General features: G+C 57.5%; 20 protein-coding genes and 2 tRNA genes. 8 read left to right on the top strand and 14 right to left on the bottom strand.

Going from position 1 to position 20,495, the window contains the following annotated elements; translation table 11 throughout:
• Positions 1-58: 58 nt before the first annotated feature.
• Positions 59-144 (bottom strand) — tRNA-Leu (locus GOV87_RS08125).
• Positions 145-289: 145 nt separating this feature from the next.
• Here GOV87_RS08125 and GOV87_RS08120 point away from each other — a divergent pair.
• Both GOV87_RS08120 and GOV87_RS08115 read left to right on the top strand, forming a co-directional pair.
• Positions 290-868, top strand: coding sequence for a YqaA family protein (locus tag GOV87_RS08120; RefSeq protein ID WP_171211429.1), 579 nt, complete (start codon positions 290-292; stop codon positions 866-868).
• Positions 865-1,332 (top strand): disulfide bond formation protein B, encoded by a 468-nt coding sequence (locus GOV87_RS08115; protein WP_171211428.1) that lies wholly within the window; start codon positions 865-867, stop codon positions 1,330-1,332. The genes GOV87_RS08120 and GOV87_RS08115 overlap by 4 nt, the downstream gene beginning before the upstream one ends.
• On the opposite strand, the gene GOV87_RS08110 is transcribed toward GOV87_RS08115, so the two are convergent.
• Positions 1,329-1,916 carry an HNH endonuclease gene (locus tag GOV87_RS08110; protein WP_171121524.1) on the bottom strand — a complete coding sequence of 196 codons (588 nt, stop codon included), beginning with the start codon at positions 1,914-1,916 and terminating at the stop codon, positions 1,329-1,331. The genes GOV87_RS08115 and GOV87_RS08110 overlap by 4 nt on opposite strands.
• A gap of 213 nt (positions 1,917-2,129) precedes the next feature.
• On the opposite strand from GOV87_RS08110, the gene GOV87_RS08105 reads away from it, so the two are divergent.
• Positions 2,130-2,735: a pseudouridine synthase gene (locus tag GOV87_RS08105; protein WP_171121525.1), complete on the top strand. Its 606-nt coding sequence runs from the start codon at positions 2,130-2,132 to the stop codon at positions 2,733-2,735.
• Between the two features lie 31 nt (positions 2,736-2,766).
• A complete protein-coding gene (locus tag GOV87_RS08100; protein WP_171121526.1) occupies positions 2,767-3,192 on the top strand; it encodes a VOC family protein in 426 nt (141 codons plus the stop codon).
• Between the two features lie 2 nt (positions 3,193-3,194).
• On the opposite strand, the gene GOV87_RS08095 is transcribed toward GOV87_RS08100, so the two are convergent.
• The 4 genes from GOV87_RS08095 to GOV87_RS08080 are packed head-to-tail and all read right to left on the bottom strand — an operon-like array spanning position 3,195 to position 5,293.
• Entirely contained in the window at positions 3,195-3,497 is a 303-nt protein-coding gene (locus GOV87_RS08095; protein ID WP_171121527.1) for a putative quinol monooxygenase, read from the bottom strand.
• A gap of 2 nt (positions 3,498-3,499) precedes the next feature.
• A complete protein-coding gene (locus GOV87_RS08090) occupies positions 3,500-3,976 on the bottom strand; it encodes a GNAT family N-acetyltransferase (RefSeq protein WP_171211427.1) in 477 nt (158 codons plus the stop codon).
• A 22-nt stretch (positions 3,977-3,998) separates the two neighbouring features.
• Positions 3,999-4,664 carry an alpha/beta hydrolase gene (locus GOV87_RS08085; protein ID WP_171121529.1) on the bottom strand — a complete coding sequence of 222 codons (666 nt, stop codon included), beginning with the start codon at positions 4,662-4,664 and terminating at the stop codon, positions 3,999-4,001.
• Entirely contained in the window at positions 4,661-5,293 is a 633-nt protein-coding gene (locus GOV87_RS08080) for a DNA-3-methyladenine glycosylase (RefSeq protein ID WP_171211426.1), read from the bottom strand. Before GOV87_RS08080 ends, GOV87_RS08085 begins: the two co-directional genes overlap by 4 nt.
• Positions 5,294-5,392: 99 nt before the next feature.
• Between GOV87_RS08080 and GOV87_RS08075 the strand changes: the two genes are divergently transcribed.
• Positions 5,393-6,619, top strand: coding sequence for an MFS transporter (locus tag GOV87_RS08075; protein ID WP_171121531.1), 1,227 nt, complete (start codon positions 5,393-5,395; stop codon positions 6,617-6,619).
• Between the two features lie 3 nt (positions 6,620-6,622).
• Here GOV87_RS08075 and GOV87_RS08070 read toward each other — a convergent pair whose 3' ends face one another.
• From GOV87_RS08070 to cysS, 3 genes are read right to left on the bottom strand one after another with little or no spacing between them, the layout of a single operon-like run.
• Positions 6,623-7,405, bottom strand: coding sequence for a squalene/phytoene synthase family protein (locus tag GOV87_RS08070; protein WP_171211425.1), 783 nt, complete (start codon positions 7,403-7,405; stop codon positions 6,623-6,625).
• On the bottom strand, positions 7,402-9,036 hold the full coding sequence (gene cimA, locus GOV87_RS08065) for a citramalate synthase (protein ID WP_171211424.1): 1,635 nt from the start codon (positions 9,034-9,036) through the stop codon (positions 7,402-7,404). Before cimA ends, GOV87_RS08070 begins: the two co-directional genes overlap by 4 nt.
• On the bottom strand, positions 9,036-10,490 hold the full coding sequence (gene cysS, locus GOV87_RS08060; protein WP_171211423.1) for a cysteine--tRNA ligase: 1,455 nt from the start codon (positions 10,488-10,490) through the stop codon (positions 9,036-9,038). The genes cimA and cysS overlap by 1 nt, the downstream gene beginning before the upstream one ends.
• 265 nt (positions 10,491-10,755) lie before the next feature.
• Between cysS and GOV87_RS08055 the strand changes: the two genes are divergently transcribed.
• On the top strand, positions 10,756-11,943 hold the full coding sequence (locus tag GOV87_RS08055) for a pyridoxal phosphate-dependent aminotransferase (protein ID WP_171211422.1): 1,188 nt from the start codon (positions 10,756-10,758) through the stop codon (positions 11,941-11,943).
• A gap of 6 nt (positions 11,944-11,949) precedes the next feature.
• Here GOV87_RS08055 and GOV87_RS08050 read toward each other — a convergent pair whose 3' ends face one another.
• The gene (locus tag GOV87_RS08050; RefSeq protein WP_171211421.1) at positions 11,950-12,477 is read right to left on the bottom strand and encodes a porin family protein; all 528 of its coding nucleotides are present in this window, start codon (positions 12,475-12,477) and stop codon (positions 11,950-11,952) included.
• Between the two features lie 406 nt (positions 12,478-12,883).
• Between GOV87_RS08050 and GOV87_RS08045 the strand changes: the two genes are divergently transcribed.
• Positions 12,884-14,428, top strand: coding sequence for a trimethylamine methyltransferase family protein (locus tag GOV87_RS08045; protein WP_171121537.1), 1,545 nt, complete (start codon positions 12,884-12,886; stop codon positions 14,426-14,428).
• Positions 14,429-14,727: 299 nt separating this feature from the next.
• Here GOV87_RS08045 and GOV87_RS08040 read toward each other — a convergent pair whose 3' ends face one another.
• Positions 14,728-18,345, bottom strand: coding sequence for a vitamin B12-dependent ribonucleotide reductase (locus tag GOV87_RS08040; RefSeq protein WP_171211420.1), 3,618 nt, complete (start codon positions 18,343-18,345; stop codon positions 14,728-14,730).
• Between the two features lie 530 nt (positions 18,346-18,875).
• Between GOV87_RS08040 and GOV87_RS08035 the strand changes: the two genes are divergently transcribed.
• Positions 18,876-19,313 (top strand): hypothetical protein, encoded by a 438-nt coding sequence (locus tag GOV87_RS08035; RefSeq protein WP_171211419.1) that lies wholly within the window; start codon positions 18,876-18,878, stop codon positions 19,311-19,313.
• Between the two features lie 7 nt (positions 19,314-19,320).
• Here the strand turns inward: GOV87_RS08035 and GOV87_RS08030 are convergent.
• The 3 genes from GOV87_RS08030 to GOV87_RS08020 form a co-directional block, all read right to left on the bottom strand.
• A tRNA-Pro gene (locus tag GOV87_RS08030) sits at positions 19,321-19,397 on the bottom strand.
• 43 nt (positions 19,398-19,440) lie between these two features.
• Positions 19,441-19,908, bottom strand: a complete 468-nt coding sequence (locus tag GOV87_RS08025) for a DUF192 domain-containing protein (protein WP_171121540.1) — start codon at positions 19,906-19,908, stop codon at positions 19,441-19,443.
• A gap of 8 nt (positions 19,909-19,916) precedes the next feature.
• Positions 19,917-20,444: a cold shock domain-containing protein gene (locus tag GOV87_RS08020; RefSeq protein WP_171121541.1), complete on the bottom strand. Its 528-nt coding sequence runs from the start codon at positions 20,442-20,444 to the stop codon at positions 19,917-19,919.
• Between the last annotated feature and the right edge of the window lie 51 nt (positions 20,445-20,495).

The following is a 20,495-nucleotide window of genomic DNA, read 5'->3' as shown; positions in this document are numbered from 1 at the left end:
GCCAAAAATATGGCTGCCGCATTGCGCAACAAATTCACAAACGTCGAAATCGGAATTGTGGTGCCCAAGGAGAGACTCGAACTCTCACGCCCGTGAAGGCGGGGGATTTTGAATCCCCTGCGTCTACCATTCCGCCACTTGGGCCACGGACACTGAATTATCGCCCAAGAACCGGAACGTCCAGAGGCAAAAAACACCCCAACGCCAGATTGTTTTCCTCCGGTAGGTTGACGACACATCTGGCCCGTGATTTTGCTTGAACATCAAACCAACAGGATTTTAGCACCTAATGTTGCGATCGCTTTATGACTGGACCATTCGTCTGGCCGAACATCCGCACGCGCTGTGGGCGCTGGCCGTGGTTGCCTTTATCGAAAGCTCGTTTTTTCCGATTCCCCCCGACGTACTGATGATTCCAATGATCATCGCCCGACCGTCACGCGCATGGTTGATCGCGACCGTTGCCTTGGTTGCTTCGGTATTGGGCGGATTGCTGGGTTATGCCATTGGTGCGTTTTTCTATGAAAGCATTGGACAGCCCATTCTGGAATCCATGGGCAAGGCGCACGCCATGGAGGAATTCAACACGCGATTCAACGATTTCGGATTCTGGGCCGTTCTCGGCGCGGGAGTGACTCCGTTTCCCTACAAGGTCGTTACGATCATGTCCGGGTGGACCGGTATGCCCTTTGGCACCTTCGTCGCGACGTCTATTCTGGCGCGTGCTTTGCGCTTTTACGTTGTGGCAGGGCTGCTATGGGGATTCGGGGAACCCATTCGCGCCTTTATCGAAAAGCGCCTTGGCCTCATGTTCACGCTGTTTATCATCCTGCTGTTTGGCGGGTTTATTGCGGTGAAGTACCTATGACGCGTCGAAACCTTTATGTCCTGATCGCCGCCGGAGGCTCTGCTGCGCTTTTACTTGGGGCCTGGGGTTTTCAGTATTTGGGTGGACTGCCGCCCTGCAAGATGTGCATCTGGCAGCGATACCCGCATGGGGCGGTCGTTTTGATTGGTGTATTGGCGCTAGCCCTGCCCCGTAACACGTTGCTTCCGGTATTGGGCGCTCTTGCAGCGATGACAACCGCCGCCATTGGCGTTTTTCACGCAGGCGTAGAGCAGAAATGGTGGGAAGGCCCGTCAAGCTGCACTTCAGGAGACATTGGAGGCCTGTCCACACAAGAACTGATGGACCAGATCATGTCTGCCCCATTGGTACGCTGTGACGACATCCCGTGGGAGTTTCTGGGTTTATCCATGGCCGGCTGGAATGCGGCTATCTCGGCTGTGCTGGTTATGATCTGGCTCGCAGCGCGACGCGCCAGCGATTAAAACTCATCTAATTCTGCATCCCAGTACAGAAAATCAATCCAGCTATCGTGCAGGTGGTTTGGCGGGAATTTCCGACCGATATTCCGAAGCGCCTCGGCGTCCGGTTGACGTGGGGGCTTGCGCAACGCCATCCCGGCCTGACGCAACGATTTTGACCCCTTCTTCAAGTTGCAGGGGCTGCACGCTGCCACAACGTTTTGCCAACTTGTCACGCCACCTGCCGCGCGGGGGACGACGTGGTCAAACGTCAGGTCTCCGCGTGCGCCGCAGTATTGGCAACGGAACTCATCCCTCAGAAATAAATTAAAGCGCGTGAAGGCCACGCGCTTTCTGGGTTTTACATAATCTTTGAGGACAACGACCGAGGGTATTCGTATCTCGGTACTCGGGCTTCGCACGACTTCGTCATATTCTGCGACGATGTCCACCCGGTCAAGCCAGGCCGCCTTGATCGCCTCCTGCCAGGGCCACAATGACAGTGGGTAATAGGACAAGGGGCGGTAATCGGCGTTCAAAACCAATGCCGGATGATGCTTTAGCGCACCGGGTTCCCTGACAAATTCGGTTCTGAAGTCTCCATCCATATCAGAATCGCTCCTCGCTCTGCTCTGCCCGTTTTGACATCAGAGCGGGGAACACCCGCCCCGGCCTTAACTCAACTATATATCGTGTTAAAACTCTGACAAGCCCTGAGTTTCCACAATATCTCGGGCATGGGGTAAGCTGCCTAAGTAACAGGCACGTGACAGTTATCCACAGGTTGCGTTGCCTGTGTCGCTCGGGCTATGGCGTGACTTATGTCCTGGTTCATCCGCTTCAACAAACCTTTCGACGTGTTGCCGCAGTTCACCGATCGCGCCAATGCAGATTCGCCGCGCAGCACCTTGTCTGACTTCATTGATTTACCCGGCGTTTATCCCGCCGGACGATTGGATCGCGATAGCGAAGGGTTGATGCTGCTGACCGACAATGGCCGGTTGCAGGCGCAGATATCTGACCCGCAGCACAAGATGCTAAAAACCTATTGGGTTCAGGTTGAAGGTCTGCCCGATGCTTCCGCGCTGAAGGCGCTGAGGAACGGGGTCGAACTGAAGGACGGTTTGACCCGCCCTGCAAAGGCACGCCTGATGGATGAACCCGACCGGCTGTGGCCGCGCACACCTCCGATACGGGTTCGTCAGACAGTGCCTGATTGCTGGATCGAATTGACCCTGCGCGAGGGTAAGAACCGGCAGGTCCGCCGGATGACGGCCGCGGTTGGCCACCCAACCCTGCGCCTAATCCGGGCCCGCATCGGAGACTGGACACTTGACGGGCTGGAACCGGGCCAATGGGACAGCCTGCCTGCACCTGCCATCGATGTCGCGCCTCAGCGCAAACGGGACCGCCGCCCGCGCCGGTGACAAAAACCGCGTTTTGTGATAGACTTACGCCATGAAAGTCACACCAGACATACCAAGAGCACAAGGTGTTCTGGAGGCCGCACTTTACGTCGATGATCTGGATTCAGCAGAACGGTTCTATGGCGAAATATTGGGGCTGGAGAAAATTCAACGTGTCACCGACCGCCATGTTTTCTACCGCCTCGGTGCAACGGTTTTGCTGATCTTCAATGCGGATGAAACTGAAAAGGCCCCAACGAACCTGGACCTTCCTGTTCCGCCCCACGGGGCACGCGGGCCCGGGCATGTCTGCCTGTCCATGCCACGCGCGCAGATACAAGTGATGCGCAAACATCTGCTGGACTGGAACGTACCCATTGAGGCCGAGTTCGACTGGCCGAATGGCGCGCGCTCACTCTATATCCGTGACCCGGCTGGAAACTCGGTGGAATTCGCCGAACCTCACCTTTGGGGCTAGACTTAGCGAAGGGGTTGCTTTTCGCCCCCGACGATGCGGCAGATATCGCTAGACGTCACCCCTGCTTCGCCCAATGCCGCCCGAAACGCGGCCATATGCGGAGCGGCAAAGTGCGCCTCGAGTGCAGCTTGGCTTTCCCATTCCTCATACACGCGGAACCGGTTGGTGTGGCCTAGGACCTGACTGAACTCATAGGTGATGCAGCCTGCTTCCTTGACCGTTTCCGCCACCATTTCCAAAGCCGCTTTCTCAGCCTTTTCAACACCTTCCGGCGCAACTTCAACCGTTCCTGTGACAACCAGCATTCTTAGCCCTTTCTCAATTCAAACCGTTTGGAAATCCGATCCACCGGGGTACCGTCCCTAAGAGGAACACCATAAGAGACCGAGTAATCCTGAAACCCCATTTTTTCGTAATAGCTTAACCCCTGCCGGTTATCGGCCCTTATCGTCGCGTTGATCTCCCGCAGCCCGAGCGCCCCGGCATGTTTCGAAGTCTCGGCAAACAACGCCCGCCCTGCACCCTTCAACAGAGGCTCTCGGCGCGTGAATGTGGCGATGTCGGCGCATCCGTTTGGCAGAGCTTCGTTCAAACCCAACCATTGAAAGCCGGCGACTTCACCCTGTTCATCAAGCGCGACATGGCAACAAATCTTGTCCGGCCCATCCAAGTAGCTTTGCGTGAATAAGGCCTCGGAATACGGGATTTCATGTGCGGTCGTGCCGCCGATGTCTATGATTTGGTTGAGGACATGGCAGGCAACTGCCACGTCCTCTCGCATCATCGGACGGACCGCGATCACGGGGTCAGAGGCTCAGCTTGTCGCGCATAAACGCCAGCGCAACGCTGAGGCCGTCGGGTGCGATACCGTGACCAGTGCCTTTCATGACATGGGCGAAGACCTCTTTGAAATCGGCGGCCTGCAACGCCTCGGCCGCCTCGGGCAAGGATTGCGGTGGAACCACGTCATCCGCATCTCCATGTACCAGAAGGATCGGCATCCGGCTGACGGTTTCATCGGGTAGTAGGTCTGGCTCCAGCAAACGGCCCGAGAAGGCTACGATCCCGGCCACCGGGTCTTCGCGGCGGGGGGCGACATACAAACTCATCATCGTGCCTTGCGAAAACCCAAACAGAACCACCTGTTCGGGCAGAACGTCCTCGTCCACCATCAGCGCATCGAGAAACGCGTTGAAATCCTCAACCGCCATCGCCATTCCGCGCCGTGCTTCTTCCTCGGACGATCCGTCAATCCACGGGATCGGGAACCACTGGTAACCATTCGGCATTCCCGGGATTTGTTCCGGTGCATCAGGCGCCACGAAAAGCGTGTCGGGCAGGTGTTCGCCCAGTACATCCGCGATCCCCAGCAGGTCTGCGCCATTGGCCCCATAACCATGCACAAATACCACGACCGAGCGCGTGTCGCCCGAAACCGGCTCTTTTCGGAGCGCATTTAATACTCGAGTCATCTGATCCCTTCTCGTTCCTTTGCCACCCGGTAATAGGCCCACAGCACCCGCGCCGCAACCGACCGCCAAGGCGACCACGCCTCGGCCATTTGTCTCAGTTCTTTGTCGGTTGGACGCTTGGGCAGGTCATAGAGAATACGCGCGGCCTCTTGCAGGGCCAGATCACCGGGCGCGATCACATCCGCTCGGCCCAGCGAAAACATCGCGTAGATCTCGGCGGTCCAGACGCCAATGCCCGAAACCTCGGTAAGGATCGCGACAACTTCGTCGTTTGGAGCATCCCGCAACGCTTTGTAATCTATACGTGCCTCCGCCAGCGCGCGGGCATAGCGTATTTTCTGTCGGCTGAGCCCAACTGCCCGTAGGTCGTCATCCGTGGCCCACATAATCTTGCGCGGACCGGTCAGTTTTGCGTCCTTCAACCGGGTCCAGATCGCATTGGCCGAGGCCACGCTGACCTGCTGACTGACAATCGCGCTAAGCAGTTGAGCGAATCCGTCCGGTCGCCGACGCAGAGGCAACGGCCCCACCTGATTCAACGCGTAAGCCATACGCGGGCAAGCGCTGGCCAGCCACACGGCACCCTCGCTGACACAGTCATTGGTTTCTATGATACGTCCGACGGACATGTGCGCTCCGGGGGCTGAATAATCACGAGCACGTTAGGCTGCTTTGCCGTATATGCAACCCGCTTGTATGCCACGCTTTTCACGGATACGCATAGGCACATGACAATGACCGCCTCTTCCCCAAATGATAGTGTGGCCAAGCGCAACGTCGCTGTGCTGGTCGCGGTGCAAGCCGTGCTTGGCGCGCAACTGCCGATTATCTTTATCGTCGCTGGATTGGCGGGGCAGTCTCTGGCAACCAACGCTTGCCTGGCAACACTTCCGATTTCGTTGATCGTGCTGGGGTCAATGCTGGCGGCTACGCCGATCTCCGCGATCATGCAACGCTGGGGCCGGCGCGCGGGTTTTCTTTTGGGGGCAACGGCCGGTGCCCTAGGCGGGCTTGTCGGCGCGTATGGGCTGTACCTTGGGTCTTTCCCAGTGTTTCTTTTTGGAAGCCTTCTGACCGGCATCTACATGAGCGCGCACGGCTTCTATCGCTTTGCCGCTGCAGACACGGCCTCGGATGAGTTTCGCCCCAAGGCAATTTCTTACGTTATGGCAGGCGGTCTGGTTGCAGCAATCATCGGGCCTCAGATCGTCAAGCTTACCTCGACGGCATATGTCATCCCTTTTCTCGGTACTTATCTGGCTGTGATTGCTTTGAACGTTGTTGGTTCAGGTCTGTTCTTCTTTCTGGACACCCCAACCCCCAACATGGCCGAGAAAGGCACACCAAGGGGCAGAACCCGGCTTGAGATGCTAAAGACGCCGCGCATCGCCGTGGCCGTCATCTGTGCGATGGTGTCCTACGCGCTGATGAACCTTGTCATGACTTCGACCCCGCTGGCTGTCGTAGGCTGCGGATACTCGGCGAATGATGCGGCGGATGTGGTAACCGGTCACGTGTTGGCCATGTATATTCCCAGTTTCTTCACCGGCCAGTTGATCGCACGTTTCGGGGTCGAAAAGATCGTTGCGCTTGGCCTCGCCATTCTGGGCGGTGCGGGTATCGTGGCCTTGCAAGGCGTTGAACTTGAAAACTTCTTTATTGCCCTGATCTTGCTGGGTGTCGGCTGGAATTTCGGCTTTATCGGGGCAACCACGATGCTGGCCGCCTCACACGACGTAAATGAACGCGGTCGGATGCAGGGCCTGAACGACCTGTTGGTGTTCGGCGGTGTGACGTTAGCCTCTTTGTCCTCGGGCGGGTTGATGAACTGTTCGGGCGGGTCCCCGGTTGAGGGGTGGACTGCCGTCAACCTTGCCATGATCCCGCTGTTGACTTTGGCTGGGGGCGCGTTGCTGTGGCTGGTCCTGCGCCCGACTGAACCGGAAACGGCCTGACCGTTACCAGCGCCCCCGGGCGACGTTCCACATCAGTGACAGCCTACGCCGGATTTCACCTTGCGCCAGCGCACTAGCGGCGACGCGATCTGGTTGCGCAATCGCCTGCCGCAACACCCATTCTGCCTGCCAACCGGCGTACAGGGCCGGACGCGCTTCGTTTGAGACAGCAGATCGCTGAGCGCGGGCGGCGTGAAGTCGATCCAGTGCCGATTTTGCCAATTGCTGCACCCCGTCCGGTGTTCCATCCAACAGGGGAACACGCCCGCGCGCCTCAAGCTCGGGGATCGCCCGCAACCAGTTCGCGACACCCACTGCATAACCGAAATTGCGCAGAACCTGTTCGTCCGCCTCGCCCAACGCCTGCGCGGACGCGACAATCAAAGTTCCGGCGCTATGGTTGAAATAGGACTCAAAATGCGCCTGATCCTCAAACGGATCACGGTAGATATCCCAACGCCTTACGGCCACATACTCATCCAACTGAGCCGCCAAATGCGGCGACAGAATTCGGGACAAAGGCGTCACGACCTCATGCCTGCGTACCGCCTGCCCCTCGGCAATCTCCTGCAAAGCGTCACGCCACCATTGAAGGCGCATTTCGGCAATAATGGGTTCCTGCGTGACCCATGGTGCGCGGGCGACTTCGACATTCAACGCATAGATCGGAAACAGAACCGCCCGTGCTGTGACAGGGGCAGCCATTGCCGCCATAAACCGATCCGGGTCGGCGCGATGCACCAGTGCGGCACAGGCTATTACGTCATCGTCGAAGGCAACGCTCACTCGGCCACCGCCGTCTGCGGTCCGCAATCGCGAACCAGTTTCCACTGAATCGCATCCAAAAGCGCCTCGAACGAGGCATCGACTATGTTCGCGCTGACGCCCACAGTGGACCAGCGCCACCCCTGCCCGTCTTCGCTGTCGATGATGACGCGGGTGACAGCCTCGGTCCCGCCTTGCGTAATGCGCACCTTAAAGTCCACCAACCGCATATCCGCCAGCACCTGCGAATATTGCCCCAGATCCTTCGCCAGCGCTTTGGCCAGCGCGTTCACCGGGCCGCGATCGCTGCCATCCTCGTCCAAAGACTCGCTAACCGACAGCTTCTTTTCGCCGTCGACCTTCACCACGACCACGGCCTCGGACAGGCTGACCATCTTGTTGTACTTGTTCTTGCGCCGCTCGACCGTGACCTTGTATCGCTTGACCTCAAAGAACGCTGCCAATTGCCCCAGTTCGACCCGCGCCAGCAATTCGAAGCTCGCCTGAGCAGTGTCGTAGGAATAGCCCTCAGCCTCGCGCTGCTTGATCCGATCAAGGATACGCCCCAATGCCGGGTCGCCTTTATCCACTGACAACCCCGCCTCGGTCAGGCGTTTTCGCAGGTTCGATTGCCCCGCCTGATTGGACATCGGAATGATCCGCGCATTACCAACCGCGCCCGGGTCCACATGCTCATAGGTCGATGGGTCCTTGAGGATCGCGCTGGCATGCAACCCTGCCTTATGCGCAAAGGCCGAGGCCCCCACATAGGCCGACTGCTTGCTGGGCACCCGGTTCAGAATATCATCCAGCATCCGGCTGATCCGCGTCAGACCGGCCAGCGCCTGTGCACTGACGCCTATTTCAAACTGCGAGGCATAGGGTTCTTTCAGCAACAAGGTCGGGATCAAGGCGGTCAGGTTCGCATTGCCGCACCGCTCTCCCAGCCCGTTCAGCGTGCCTTGAATCTGGCGCGCGCCAGCATCCACGGCAGCAAGCGAACAGGCAACCGCGTTTTCCGTGTCGTTATGCGTATGGATGCCCAAACGATCGCCCGGCAGCCCTGCGGCGATCACCTCGGCCACAATGCGTGAAACCTCGGCAGGCAGCGCGCCGCCGTTCGTGTCACAAAGCACGACCCAACGGGCGCCTGCCTCCAACGCGGCCCGGCAGACATGAACCGCATAGCCGGGATTGTCCTTATAGCCATCAAAGAAATGCTCGGCATCGAACAACGCCTCGCGCCCCTGCGCCACGATATGCGCGACCGAGGCTCTGACATTCTCGACATTCTCCTCCAGCGTGGTCCCCAGCGCGTGGGTCACGTGGTAATCATGCGATTTGCCCACCAGACAGACGGCTTGCGTCCCCGCATTCATCACGGCGGCCAGCACATCGTCATTTTCAGCCGACCGGCCCGACCGCTTGGTCATCCCGAACGCCGTCAACCGGGCCGAGGTCTGTGGCGCAACCTCGAAAAACGCGCTGTCGGTGGGGTTCGCACCCGGCCAACCGCCCTCAATGTAATCGACGCCCAACTCGTCCAGAGCCTTGGCGATCTGCACCTTTTCAGAGGTCGAGAACTGTACCCCCTGCGTCTGCTGCCCGTCGCGCAGGGTGGTGTCGTATAGATAAAGCCGTTCCTTCGACATCACACACCCTCCAGCTTGGCCGCATCAAACCCGGCCCCCGGCACCAACTCCACGCCGTCCTTGCTCATCCGCACTTCCAGCCCTGCCGCGACAAAGGCCGCCTTCAGGCGGTCCACTTCCGAGAAATCCTTGCTTTGCATCGCAATGACCCGGGCATCTGCAAGCCGGTTTTCGTGTGCAGACAGGTCTACCGAACCAATATCCGCCCACTCGCCCATTTGTTCGGAAAGAAGCCCGAGAAGCTGAGCCGAAGCAACAAAACTTCTTTTGGCTTCTTCAGGGCTTCCATATTCTTCTAAATTCAAAACGGCTTTTGTTTCCAAAGCATAAACACGGGCGAAAAGCGCGTGTAGCTCGGCCAATGCCCCCGCCGTGTTCAGGTCATCACTCAGCGCCGCGATTACCGAGGGGGCCGCGCTGGGGGCGGGCTCGATGCCCGCTGTAAGTGCCCGCCACTTGCGCAGCGTCGCCTCTGCCTCGCGCGCCTTTTTCTCGGTCCAGTCCATCGGCTTGCGGTAATGCGTTTGTAAGAACACAAACCGGATCACTTCACCCGGCACACCCTGATCCAAAAGATCGTGGACGGTAAAGAAATTGCCCAGCGATTTGGACATCTTCTTACCCTCGACCTGCAACATCTCATTATGTAGCCAGACCCGAGCGAACTCGCCCTCGGGGTGCGCGCAGCAGCTTTGTGCGATCTCGTTCTCATGATGCGGGAACATCAAGTCATTGCCACCGCCATGAATGTCGAAACTTTCACCCAACAGTTCATAGCTCATAGCCGAGCACTCAATGTGCCACCCCGGACGACCCCGGCCCCACGGGCTGTCCCAACCCGGCAGTTCATCGCTTGACGGTTTCCACAGCACGAAATCCATCGGGTTCTTCTTGTAGGGCGCAACCTCGACCCGCGCCCCCGCGATCATGTCATCGACCGAGCGGCCCGACAGTGCGCCGTAACGCTTTTTCCAGCTATACACAGCGAACAGAACATGCCCCTCGGCAACATAAGCGTGGCCTTTGTCAATCAACCCTTCGATCATCGCGATCATCTGCGGGATATACTCGGTCGCGCGCGGCATCTCGTTCGGTTCAAGCGCGCCCAAAGCGCCCATATCGTGCAGATACCAGCCAATCGTTTCGTCCGAACGTTCTTGTACCAATTGCTCCAACGTGCCTGGCGAACCTGCTTTTTGCCGCGCCAAGGCCGTGGCGTTGATCTTGTCATCCACGTCAGTGAAATTGCGCACATAGGTCACGTGATCCGCGCCATAGACATGGCGCAGCAACCGATACAGCACATCAAACACCACCACTGGCCGCGCATTGCCCAGATGGGCACGGTCATAGACCGTGGGACCACAGACATACATCCGCACATTGTCGGCGCTGATCGGCACGAAATCCTCTTTCGTCCGCGTCCGTGTGTTGTGCAGTTTGATCGTCTTCATCGGTCGGCTCCTCAGAACAGCATGGGCTGTGTCGCGTTGGCGCGGGCATAGCAACTTGTCTCAGGGATGAAAACGAAAGAAACCTGCCCGCTTGAATAATCAGCAGGAAATGCAGCAAATAATGATGCAGGTCATCCGGTTCATGACACCCTGATTATCACGCAGCATCCCTCTCGCCAAGTCCCCACGATCCGGCGGGTATTCGATTGACAATTGAAACGCCCTCTGGCCCTTTCAGCCCAAAAGACCACCACAGGAGCGTGCCATGAAACTGTCGCAGCGTATCACTCATCTAACCCCTGGCGGCAACGACGGCTGGGATGTGTTCTATCGCGCGCGCCGGATGATCAGTGAGGGCCACGCCATTACTGAGCTGACTATTGGCGAACATGACATTCGCACCGACCCTTCAATCCTGCAGGCAATGGACCTGTCTGCCCGGCAAGGTCACACCGGATACGCGATGGTCCCTGGCACAGATTTGTTGCGTGATACGGTCGCGGCCCGCGTTCAGGCCCGCACAGGCGTACCCACTTCGCGCCGCAACGTCCTGATCACGCCAGGGGGCCAAGCCGCACTGTTTGCCGCCCATGTTGCGGTCTGCAATCCGGGTGACGTCGGGTTGTTTCTCGATCCATACTACGCCACGTATCCCGGTACGATCCGTGGTGCGGGCGCAATTGCCCGCCCGGTGCAAACCACCGCAGAAGATGCCTTTCAACCCTGCGCCGAGCGGATCGACGAAGCAGCCGAAGGTGCGGTCTCATTGCTGATCAATACGCCCAATAACCCGACCGGCGTGACATATTCCCGGCAGACACTTGAGGAAATCGCCAAGGTTTGCCGCAGGCGTGACCTGTGGCTGATCTCGGATGAGGTCTACGACACTCAGGTTTGGGAGGGCGACCATATCTCTCCGCGAAGCTTGCCTGACATGGTCGAACGGACGTTGATTGTGGGGTCGATGTCAAAATCTCATGCGATGACAGGCTCCCGTTGTGGCTGGATTGTTGGTCCCGAGGACGTCATCTCACATCTGATCAATCTTGCAACCCATACGACCTATGGCGTTCCCGGTTTCATACAGGATGCAGCCAGTTTCGCGTTGACGTCTGGCGTGGCAATGGAAGAGGAAATCGCCGCGCCATTTCGCAGGCGACGCGCCAAAGCGGTTGAAATTCTTGCGGCACAAAACACGGTCGGTCTGGTTCCGGCGCAAGGTGCCATGTACCTGATGCTGGACATCCGCGCCACCGGTCAAAGCGGCGAAGGTTTTGCCAATGCCTTGCTGGATACGCACGCGATCGCGGTCATGCCGGGTGAAAGTTTCGGTGACGCTGCTGCGGGGCACATTCGCGTGGCTATGACAATTGACGATGACCGCTTTGCTTCGGCGCTTCAGACAATTTGTAACTTTGCAAGTGAACTGGCCGACCGCCGCGCAGCCGAGTAGCGGTGTTCAGAACCGAAACGTCGTCCGCAGGTTGAACACGTTGGAATCAAGGCCGCCTTCGGAGCGGGTGACATCGTCGAAATTCTGGCGCAGCGCCTCGCCACTGATGACAAAGTTCTCACCGATCGGATAAGCGACGCCAATGCCGTAGACGGCGGCGGTGTCATTATCGACCGTCGAATCCACGCGCGCGGCTCCAACCACGACATACCCCAGCGCGGATCCAAAATCGTATCCACCCCGCAATTTCAGACGTGTCATGCTGTCCAGGCTACCCTCACCCTGCCCTAGATTCAGAGACAAGCGGTTATATTCCAGCTCACCCCCAAGCACGAAGTTCCCGAAATCATGATCGTACCCGAAATGAGGACCAAAAGTCAGGTCGCTGCCGCTTGAACCGTTGGGCCCATCTGCGTCGGCATACCCAAAGCTGAAACCGGCATAAGCCCCGCTCCAATCCTCGGCAACTGCCGGGGCAGCGCACGTTATGATCAGAGTGGCGATAAGGGCCGAACGAGGTATCACAACTTTCACCAAAAACCTTCCAATAAGGAATTCGAGAATTTAGTTCACTTTCGCATAAAACTGGGTCGCAATCGTTAACAATCAATTGAGATCACGAACCGCTCTTAAATAAGTGACAGAAGTATAACAGATTTCCCGCGTTTCGGTAGAAATTATTGAACTCTTTCGCATCTTTGATCCGCACCCAAGCATCCATTTCGTTTTTGAACCCCAAAGTCGCAAACAGGACAGAATGTCGCGACCTGTATTGAAAGACTGATAGCATAAGGTGAGGACCTGCATGCAAAGCGACGTTTGGAAGATCCGTCTGATCAGCCGCACAATAGGCGCGGATCGAGGACGCGCGGCCCGAGGGCGCCCGACGGGGGTGTAACCACATTCACCCCCCTCACGTGCCACCTAGCGGAATCTCAACATGAACGATCAATCCCGTAATAATTCGCGCAGCGGCGGACGCGCCGCGCGCCGTGCCGCCCGTGCCTCTGCCCTTCCGGATCATTTGCGTCCCATACGCCCGGGGCTTGAGGGCGGAACCTACAAGCCGTTGACCCAAACTCAGGTTGAACAAATCCACGACGCAGCGCTGACCGCGCTTGAAACGATTGGTTTGGCAGACGCCCCGCAAAGCGGGATCGACTATCTGGTCGGTGCCGGGTGCACATTGGGCGATGATGGCCGCATACGGTTTCCCCGGGCGTTGGTTGAAGACACGATCGCCAATGCCAACCGATCAGTTACTCTGTGCAGTCGTGACGGGAATACCGATCTGGAACTCTCGGGCACTCGCGTTCACTACGGCACGGCCGGGGCTGCTGTCAGCATGGTGGACGTGCACGGGCGCGAATATCGCGACTCGACCGTGCAGGACCTGCACGACGCAGCCCGGATTTGTCAGCAACTTGATAATATCCATTTCGTTCAACGCCCTATGGTGTGTCGTGACATTTTCGACAATCAGGAAATGGACCTGAACACAATCTACGCAAGCTGTTCGGGAACTTTCAAACATATCGGCACGTCTTTCACTGAACCAAGCCATGTCGCCCCGGCGATGGAAATGCTCCACATGATTGCGGGTGGTGAGGACAAGTGGCGCGAACGTCCGTTCGTCTCAAACTCGAATTGCTTTGTCGTGCCGCCGATGAAGTTCGCCACCGAAAGCTGCGAAGTAATGGAAGAATGCATCAAGGCAGGCATGCCCGTTCTTCTTCTTTCCGCAGGGATGGCCGGAGCGACCGCACCTTCAACCATCGCCGGTGCCATCACGCAAGCCACGGCGGAATGTCTTGCAGGATTGGTTTACGTAAATGCCGTAAGTCCTGGGGCACCAGCCGTTTTTGGCACTTGGCCATTTGGTTTGGACCTGCGCACCGGGGCAATGTCCATCGGCTCGGGTGAACAGGCCCTTTTGACCGCAGGCTGCGCCCAGATGCACCAGTTCTACGACCTGCCCGGTGGGGCTGCAGCGGGGGCGTCGGATTCGAAATTGCCCGACATGCAAGCAGGATGGGAGCAAATGTGCTCGAATGTCATGGCGGGGCTGTCTGGGGTTAATATGGTTTACGAAGCAGCCGGAATGCACGCTTCGCTGCTAGGATTTTGCTTTGAAAGCCTGATCTTGGGGGACGATCTTATCGGACAGGCCCAGCGTTGCATTCGCGGAATTGAAGTGAACGAAGAAACGCTGGCCTTGGATCAGATCGCCGAGGTTTGCATGGGCGGACCCGGGCACTATCTGGGTACCGACGCAACACTCAGCCGTATGCAGGCGGACTATGTCTATCCTACCTTCGGTGACCGGACATCACCAAAAGAATGGGCCGAACTAGGCAAGCCGGACCTGATCGAAAAGGCGACCGCGCGGAAAGAGGAAATCCTGTCCAGCCCGTCACCTGCACAGTTTGATCCGCTGCTGGATGCCCAGATCCGCGCCCGGTTCAACATTCACCTTCCGACGTAATCCAAGAAAAAAAGGGGGCCGAAGCCCCCTTTAAGTTTCGCCATCCAGGCTCATATCGTTGACCGCCCGGTGTTTTTTTGCCTGCGGCCTGGACTGCGCATGGGACGAGCGCACCCGTCCCGTGAAAGAGTGGGAAAGAGCAATATTCCGCCCCACCCTGTTCCCGGTCGACACGGGCATGTCGACCGAGTGGAGCAAGGCAGCTTGGGTAAGTCTCAGTGCCTTGCTCCGTATTCGTCGGGACCGGATATCCGGGGGGAAGATCGCGGTCCCTACACCCCGTTGCCGGGGCGCTTGCCTTAGCTACACCCGCTTGTTGCCCCGCAGGTGTTGCATTTCATGCAGGTGCCGTTACGCACCAGCGTGTAATTTCCGCACTCGCCACAAGGATCGCCCTCATAGCCTTGCATCTTGGCTTTGGTCCGGGCGTCCATTCCGGTTGCGACGGCGGTTTCCGCGACAGGGGCCTCAAACGCCGCAGCAGCTTCGACCATACCGGACAAATCCGCCTGGGGATTGAACACCGCCAGATCCTGCGGCAATCGCTTGCGCAGATACCCGGTCGAACTGATTTGTTTCAGCACTTCCAGCGACTTGGATGCCGCAGTATCAGTGACTTCGGAGACATTCGAGACACCTTCTTCCTCACCGCGGCCCAGATCATCGAAAGTGGCACCTTCGGGCTTTACGTGGGCCAGATCGGTGCGGTCCAGATAGCTGACGGCCAGTTCGCGGAAGATGTAATCTAAGATCGACGTCGCGTTCTTGATCGAGTCGTTGCCCTGCACCATCCCCGCCGGTTCGAACTTGGTAAAGGTGAAGGCATCCACAAACTCTTCCAGCGGCACACCGTATTGCAGGCCAACCGAGACCGCGATGGCAAAGTTGTTCATCATCGCCCGGAAACCAGCACCTTCCTTGTGCATGTCGATGAAGATTTCACCCAACTGTCCGTCTTCGAACTCACCGGTGCGCAGGTAAACCTTGTGCCCACCTACGATCGCCTTCTGGGTATACCCTTTGCGGCGATGCGGCAGCTTTTCGCGATGGCTGCGGATGACTTCCTTGACGACCACTTTCTCGATGACCTTTTCGGCCAACACGGTGGCTTTTTCCTGCGGCGAGCCGCTTTCCAGAACTTCGGCCGCCTCGTCGTCATCCTCGACCAGCGCAGCCGCCAGCGGTTGCGACAGTTTCGAGCCGTCGCGATAGAGCGCGTTGGCCTTCACACCCAGCGACCACGACAGTTCATACGCCTTCTGGCAATCTTCGATGGTCGCGTCATTCGGCATGTTGATCGTTTTTGAGATCGCGCCCGAGATAAAGCTTTGGGCCGCGGCCATCATGGTGATGTGGCTATCAACCCCAAGGAAACGCTTGCCTTTCTTGCCGCATGGGTTGGCACAATCGAAGATCGCATAATGCTCTTCTTTAAGGTGCGGAGCACCTTCCAGCGTCATGGTCCCGCAGACATGGTCGTTGGCTGCGTCGATATCGGCCTTGGTGAACCCAAGGTGACGCAGCAGGTCAAAGGTTGGGTCATTCAGCTTAGTCGCTGGGATTCCCAGAACACCCGTGCAGAAATCTTCGCCCAGCGTCCACTGGTTGAAGACGAACCGGATGTCAAAGGCGCTTTCCAGCGCAGCGTCCACTTTCGCCAACTCGTTTGGACCAAAGCCGTGACCAGTCAGCGACGTATGGTTGATCCCCGGCGCGTTGCCGATGGTGCCATGGCCTACCGCATAACCCACGATCTCTTCGATCTGCGCCGAGGAATAGCCCAGCTTTTCCAGCGCCGACGGCACCGAGCGGTTGATGATCTTGAAGTAACCGCCACCGGCCAGCTTTTTGAATTTTACCAGCGCAAAGTCCGGCTCAATCCCCGTAGTGTCGCAATCCATCACCAGCCCGATGGTACCGGTCGGCGCGATCACGGTGGCCTGCGCGTTGCGATAGCCGTTCTTTTCGCCCAGGCTCAGGGCATCATCCCAAGCGGACATTGCCAGATCGACCAAACGCTTATCGGGGCAGTTGCCGTGATCCAGAGGCACCGGCTTCACGGCCAGCTTTTCATAGCCCGTCGTGACACCCTGCGACGCGCGGCGGTGGTTACGAATAACACGCAGCATGTGGTCCGCGTTCCGCTCGTACCCCTTGAACGGCCCCAGTTCACCCGCAATCTCGGCCGAGGTCGCATAGGCCACGCCGGTCATGATCGCGGTCAGTGCACCACAGATCGCCCGACCCTCATCCGAGTCATAGCTGTAGCCCATGTTCATCAGCAGACCGCCGATATTGGCATAGCCCAGACCCAAGGTACGGAAGTCATAAGAAAGCTGCGCGATTTCCTTCGACGGGAACTGCGCCATCGTCACCGAGATTTCCAGCGTCAGGGTCCACAGGCGCGCCGCATGCATGTAGTCGGCCGCCTGGAACTCACCATCCTTGAGGAAGGTCAGCAGGTTCATCGACGCCAGGTTACAGGCCGTATCATCCAGGAACATATACTCGGAACACGGGTTCGAGCCGCGAATCTCACCATCCTCGGGGCATGTGTGCCACTCATTGACGGTGTCATGGAACTGAATACCCGGATCGGCACAGGCCCATGCAGCGTGGCCGACCTTTTCCCACAGATCGCGCGCCTTGACGGTCTTGGCGACTTGGCCATCGGTCCGATTGATCAGCTCCCAATCGGCGTCTTTCTCGACCGCAGTCAGGAACGCGTTGGTCACGCGGATCGAGTTGTTCGAGTTCTGACCCGAAACCGAGCTGTAGGCTTCGGAATCCCAATCCGTATCATAGGTGGGGAATTCGATGCTGTCGTGGCCCTGCCGCGCATAATCCAGCACGCGCTTGATGTAAGTCTCGGGGATCGCGACCTTTTTTGCCTCGCGAACCGCTTTCTTCAGGCTGTCATTCTTGTTGGGATCATATGCATCTTCCTGCGCGCCGTCCCATGAGCGGATGGCCTCGAAAATGCCGTTCAGCATCTTCTCGTGCATCTTCGATCCGGCAACGATCGAGGCCACCTTCTGCTCTTCGATCACCTTCCATTCGATGAATTGCTCGATGTCCGGGTGATCTGCATCGACGATTACCATCTTTGCTGCTCGACGGGTTGTCCCGCCTGATTTGATCGCGCCAGCGGCGCGGTCGCCGATCTTGAGAAAGCCCATAAGGCCCGAGGACTTGCCGCCACCCGACAGCGCTTCGCCCTCTGCACGCAGATGGCTGAAGTTGGTCCCGGTGCCCGAGCCATACTTGAACAGGCGCGCCTCACGCACCCACAAATCCATGATGCCGCCTTCGTTCACCAGATCATCATCGACGGACTGGATGAAACACGCGTGCGGCTGCGGATGCTCGTAAGCAGATTTCGATTTTGTCAGCTTGCCGGTTTTATAGTCGACATAGTGGTGACCCTGCGCAGGACCGTCGATTCCATAAGCCCAGTGCAGACCGGTGTTGAACCATTGCGGACTGTTCGGCGCGGCGCGCTGAGTGGCCAGCATATAGCGCATCTCGTCAAAGTAAGCGCGCGCGTCTTCCTCGGTCGAGAAATAGCCGCCCTTCCAGCCCCAATACGCCCATGCACCTGCCAAGCGGTCAAAGACCTGCTTGGACGACGTCTCACCGTCGAATTCAGCGCCATCGGCAGGCACCGAGCGCCACAGGAATTCGGGAACGTCTTTCTCTTTAACCTTTTTCAGCTTGGACGGAACACCGGCTTTGCGAAAGTACTTCTGCGCAATGACATCGCTTGCGACCTGGCTCCAGCTGGCAGGAACTTCAATGTTATCCAGGCGAAATACTATCGTCCCGTCTGGGTTCCGAATCTCGGACGTTGCAGACACAAAGTCCAGGTCCGCATATGCATCCTGCCCCGATGTAGTGAATTTTCTGTCAATCTTCATGTCCGCCGCCCTAGATTCAATCAACTTATTCTTTGGTTTCAGGTCCGAAACTGTAGACCATCGACCGCGCCAGAAATTTGGGCGCAAAAGACCGTTCGCTGCCTATGACAGCGCAACCCGTCCAAACGGTTGCACGTTAGTATAGCTGTGCTTTCCGACCCTCGCCCTGTACCATCTCTGGATTTACTACCAGATTTAGTGGCACCACCTTCGGCCCATACAAGTTGACGCATTCAGCCATAGATCGTCAACGTCATTTTTCGGTCATTTTTGGAATCTTTACTGTTGACCGGTTCGCACTCGAACACTGTCGAACTTTCGTGGCCGATTCCTCCACAGCTTCATCCACCACTCTTGGCCGATGAACTCATGTTCGGGAGAACCAATTAACTGTGTTGCCTCGTATGGTTATCGGCATTTGATAAACCCGCGCTATGATTGCCGTGTCAAAAAAGAATCGGTGCAAGGACGGTCATGAAGAAAAATTCGGTCGAAAATTTTTGCAGGCCAAAAATTGGGCAAGCAGTCTGATGAGATGGCTTGGATTGGTTCCTCTGATTGGCCTGATCGTGGCCTGTGCACCACAAGATGTGCCCCTTCCATCGCGCAGCGCGCAATTCGAAAACTATCCAGAGCGCTTGTTTAAAACCTTTGAAATTGGATGCGACGGACCCGGCGAACAGTTTCAAAGGCTTGGGAATCGGGTTTTTGAATGCTCCGAGTTGCTGCCCCCGGATACGACGGCCTACCTGATTCTCAACTACGACGGTTACCCGCAGGATCTTCCCACCAGTGTCATGCGGCTGACATCGACCAAGAACTCAACCGGGTACCGAGTGGATGCTGATTTGTATTTTGACGTACCGCGACGAACAGGACCTGCCGTTCAGGTCCCTGTGGAAAGCGAAACGCTGGATAAGGCGCTGACAGCGCTTTATCAGGCTATGGGTGGATCACCAGCGATTTAAGAAGAAGTGGTCGGGGCGGCAGGATTCGAACCTACGACCCCCTGTACCCAAAACAGGTGCGCTACCAGACTGCGCCACGCCCCGGACCGTGCGCCTTCCTAACGATGCCTTTCTGATTTGAAAAGCCCTAACAGGGCCAAATTGCGGGACCTTGTGCAAAAATTTCGTGCTGCACCTCGGTTCCCGGCGTAATCGAATACCGCGCAGACAGCCCGGCATTGATTTCCAGCACCGCAAACACGGAATCACCGCCTTCAATCGGCGTCAAATCGCCAGGAACAGCGCCCTGATGAATGTGTGTGATTACACCTGCCCGGTCGATGAAAATGATATCGAGGGGAATCAGTGTGTTCTTCATCCAGAACACAACAGGTTGTGGAGGATCGAAAACAAAAAGCATGCCCGACCGTGTCGGCAGCGATTCTCGGAACATCAACCCGCGGGATCGCTCTTGCGGCGTGATGGCGAGTTCGACATCAAAACCCGCCTGCATCTTGTCATTCTTCAGGTTAACGCGATCTGCACGGCACGCGGCCAGCGCATCTTCGGTCCATAGCAGAGAGATAAAAGCAAGAACCGTGAGAAACCTGAGCATTGTCCGACTTATTCGTCCAAAGCCGCTTCCCAGGCCAGCACCTGAGCCGCCATACGCCCGCGCTTGCCGTCGATAACGCGCATCGCCAACGCCTCTCCGGGCTGAAGATCAGCCAATCCGGATCGACGTAGAACCTCGATGTGAAGGAATACATCTTCGTCGCGCCCAAAGACATTCGCAAAGCCAAAGCCTTTGCCCTTATCGAACCACTTCACGCGCGCAGCTTCCAACGGAGCTTGCGCGATCACCACTGGATCGAGCTCGGCAAAATCGGCAAGCATCATCGAGTCGGTACGCACCGGCGGGTCGACGCTGACCACTTCAACCGCCTGAACACCACGATCGGTTCGATGCGTCATAATCTCGATTCCCGCGCCGTCAGCTACCGAGCTTTGGCCGAAATTGCGCAAAACATTTACATGCAACAGAATATCAGGACCGCCCTCATCAGACACAACGAATCCGTACCCCTTGGCGGGATCGAACCATTTTACGTGTCCACGGACGCGGTACATGCTGTTCAGGTCTTCTGGCACAGTGTTTCCATCGCGAGTTTTAGCACTTCGTTAAGAGTTCGATGTGTATGG

Origin of the sequence: Ruegeria sp. HKCCA5426, assembly GCF_013034585.1 — a bacterium.
Classification (GTDB): domain Bacteria; phylum Pseudomonadota; class Alphaproteobacteria; order Rhodobacterales; family Rhodobacteraceae; genus Ruegeria.
The sequence above is the reverse complement of the archived record's forward strand: the minus strand, read 5'-3'. Positions and strand labels throughout refer to the sequence as shown.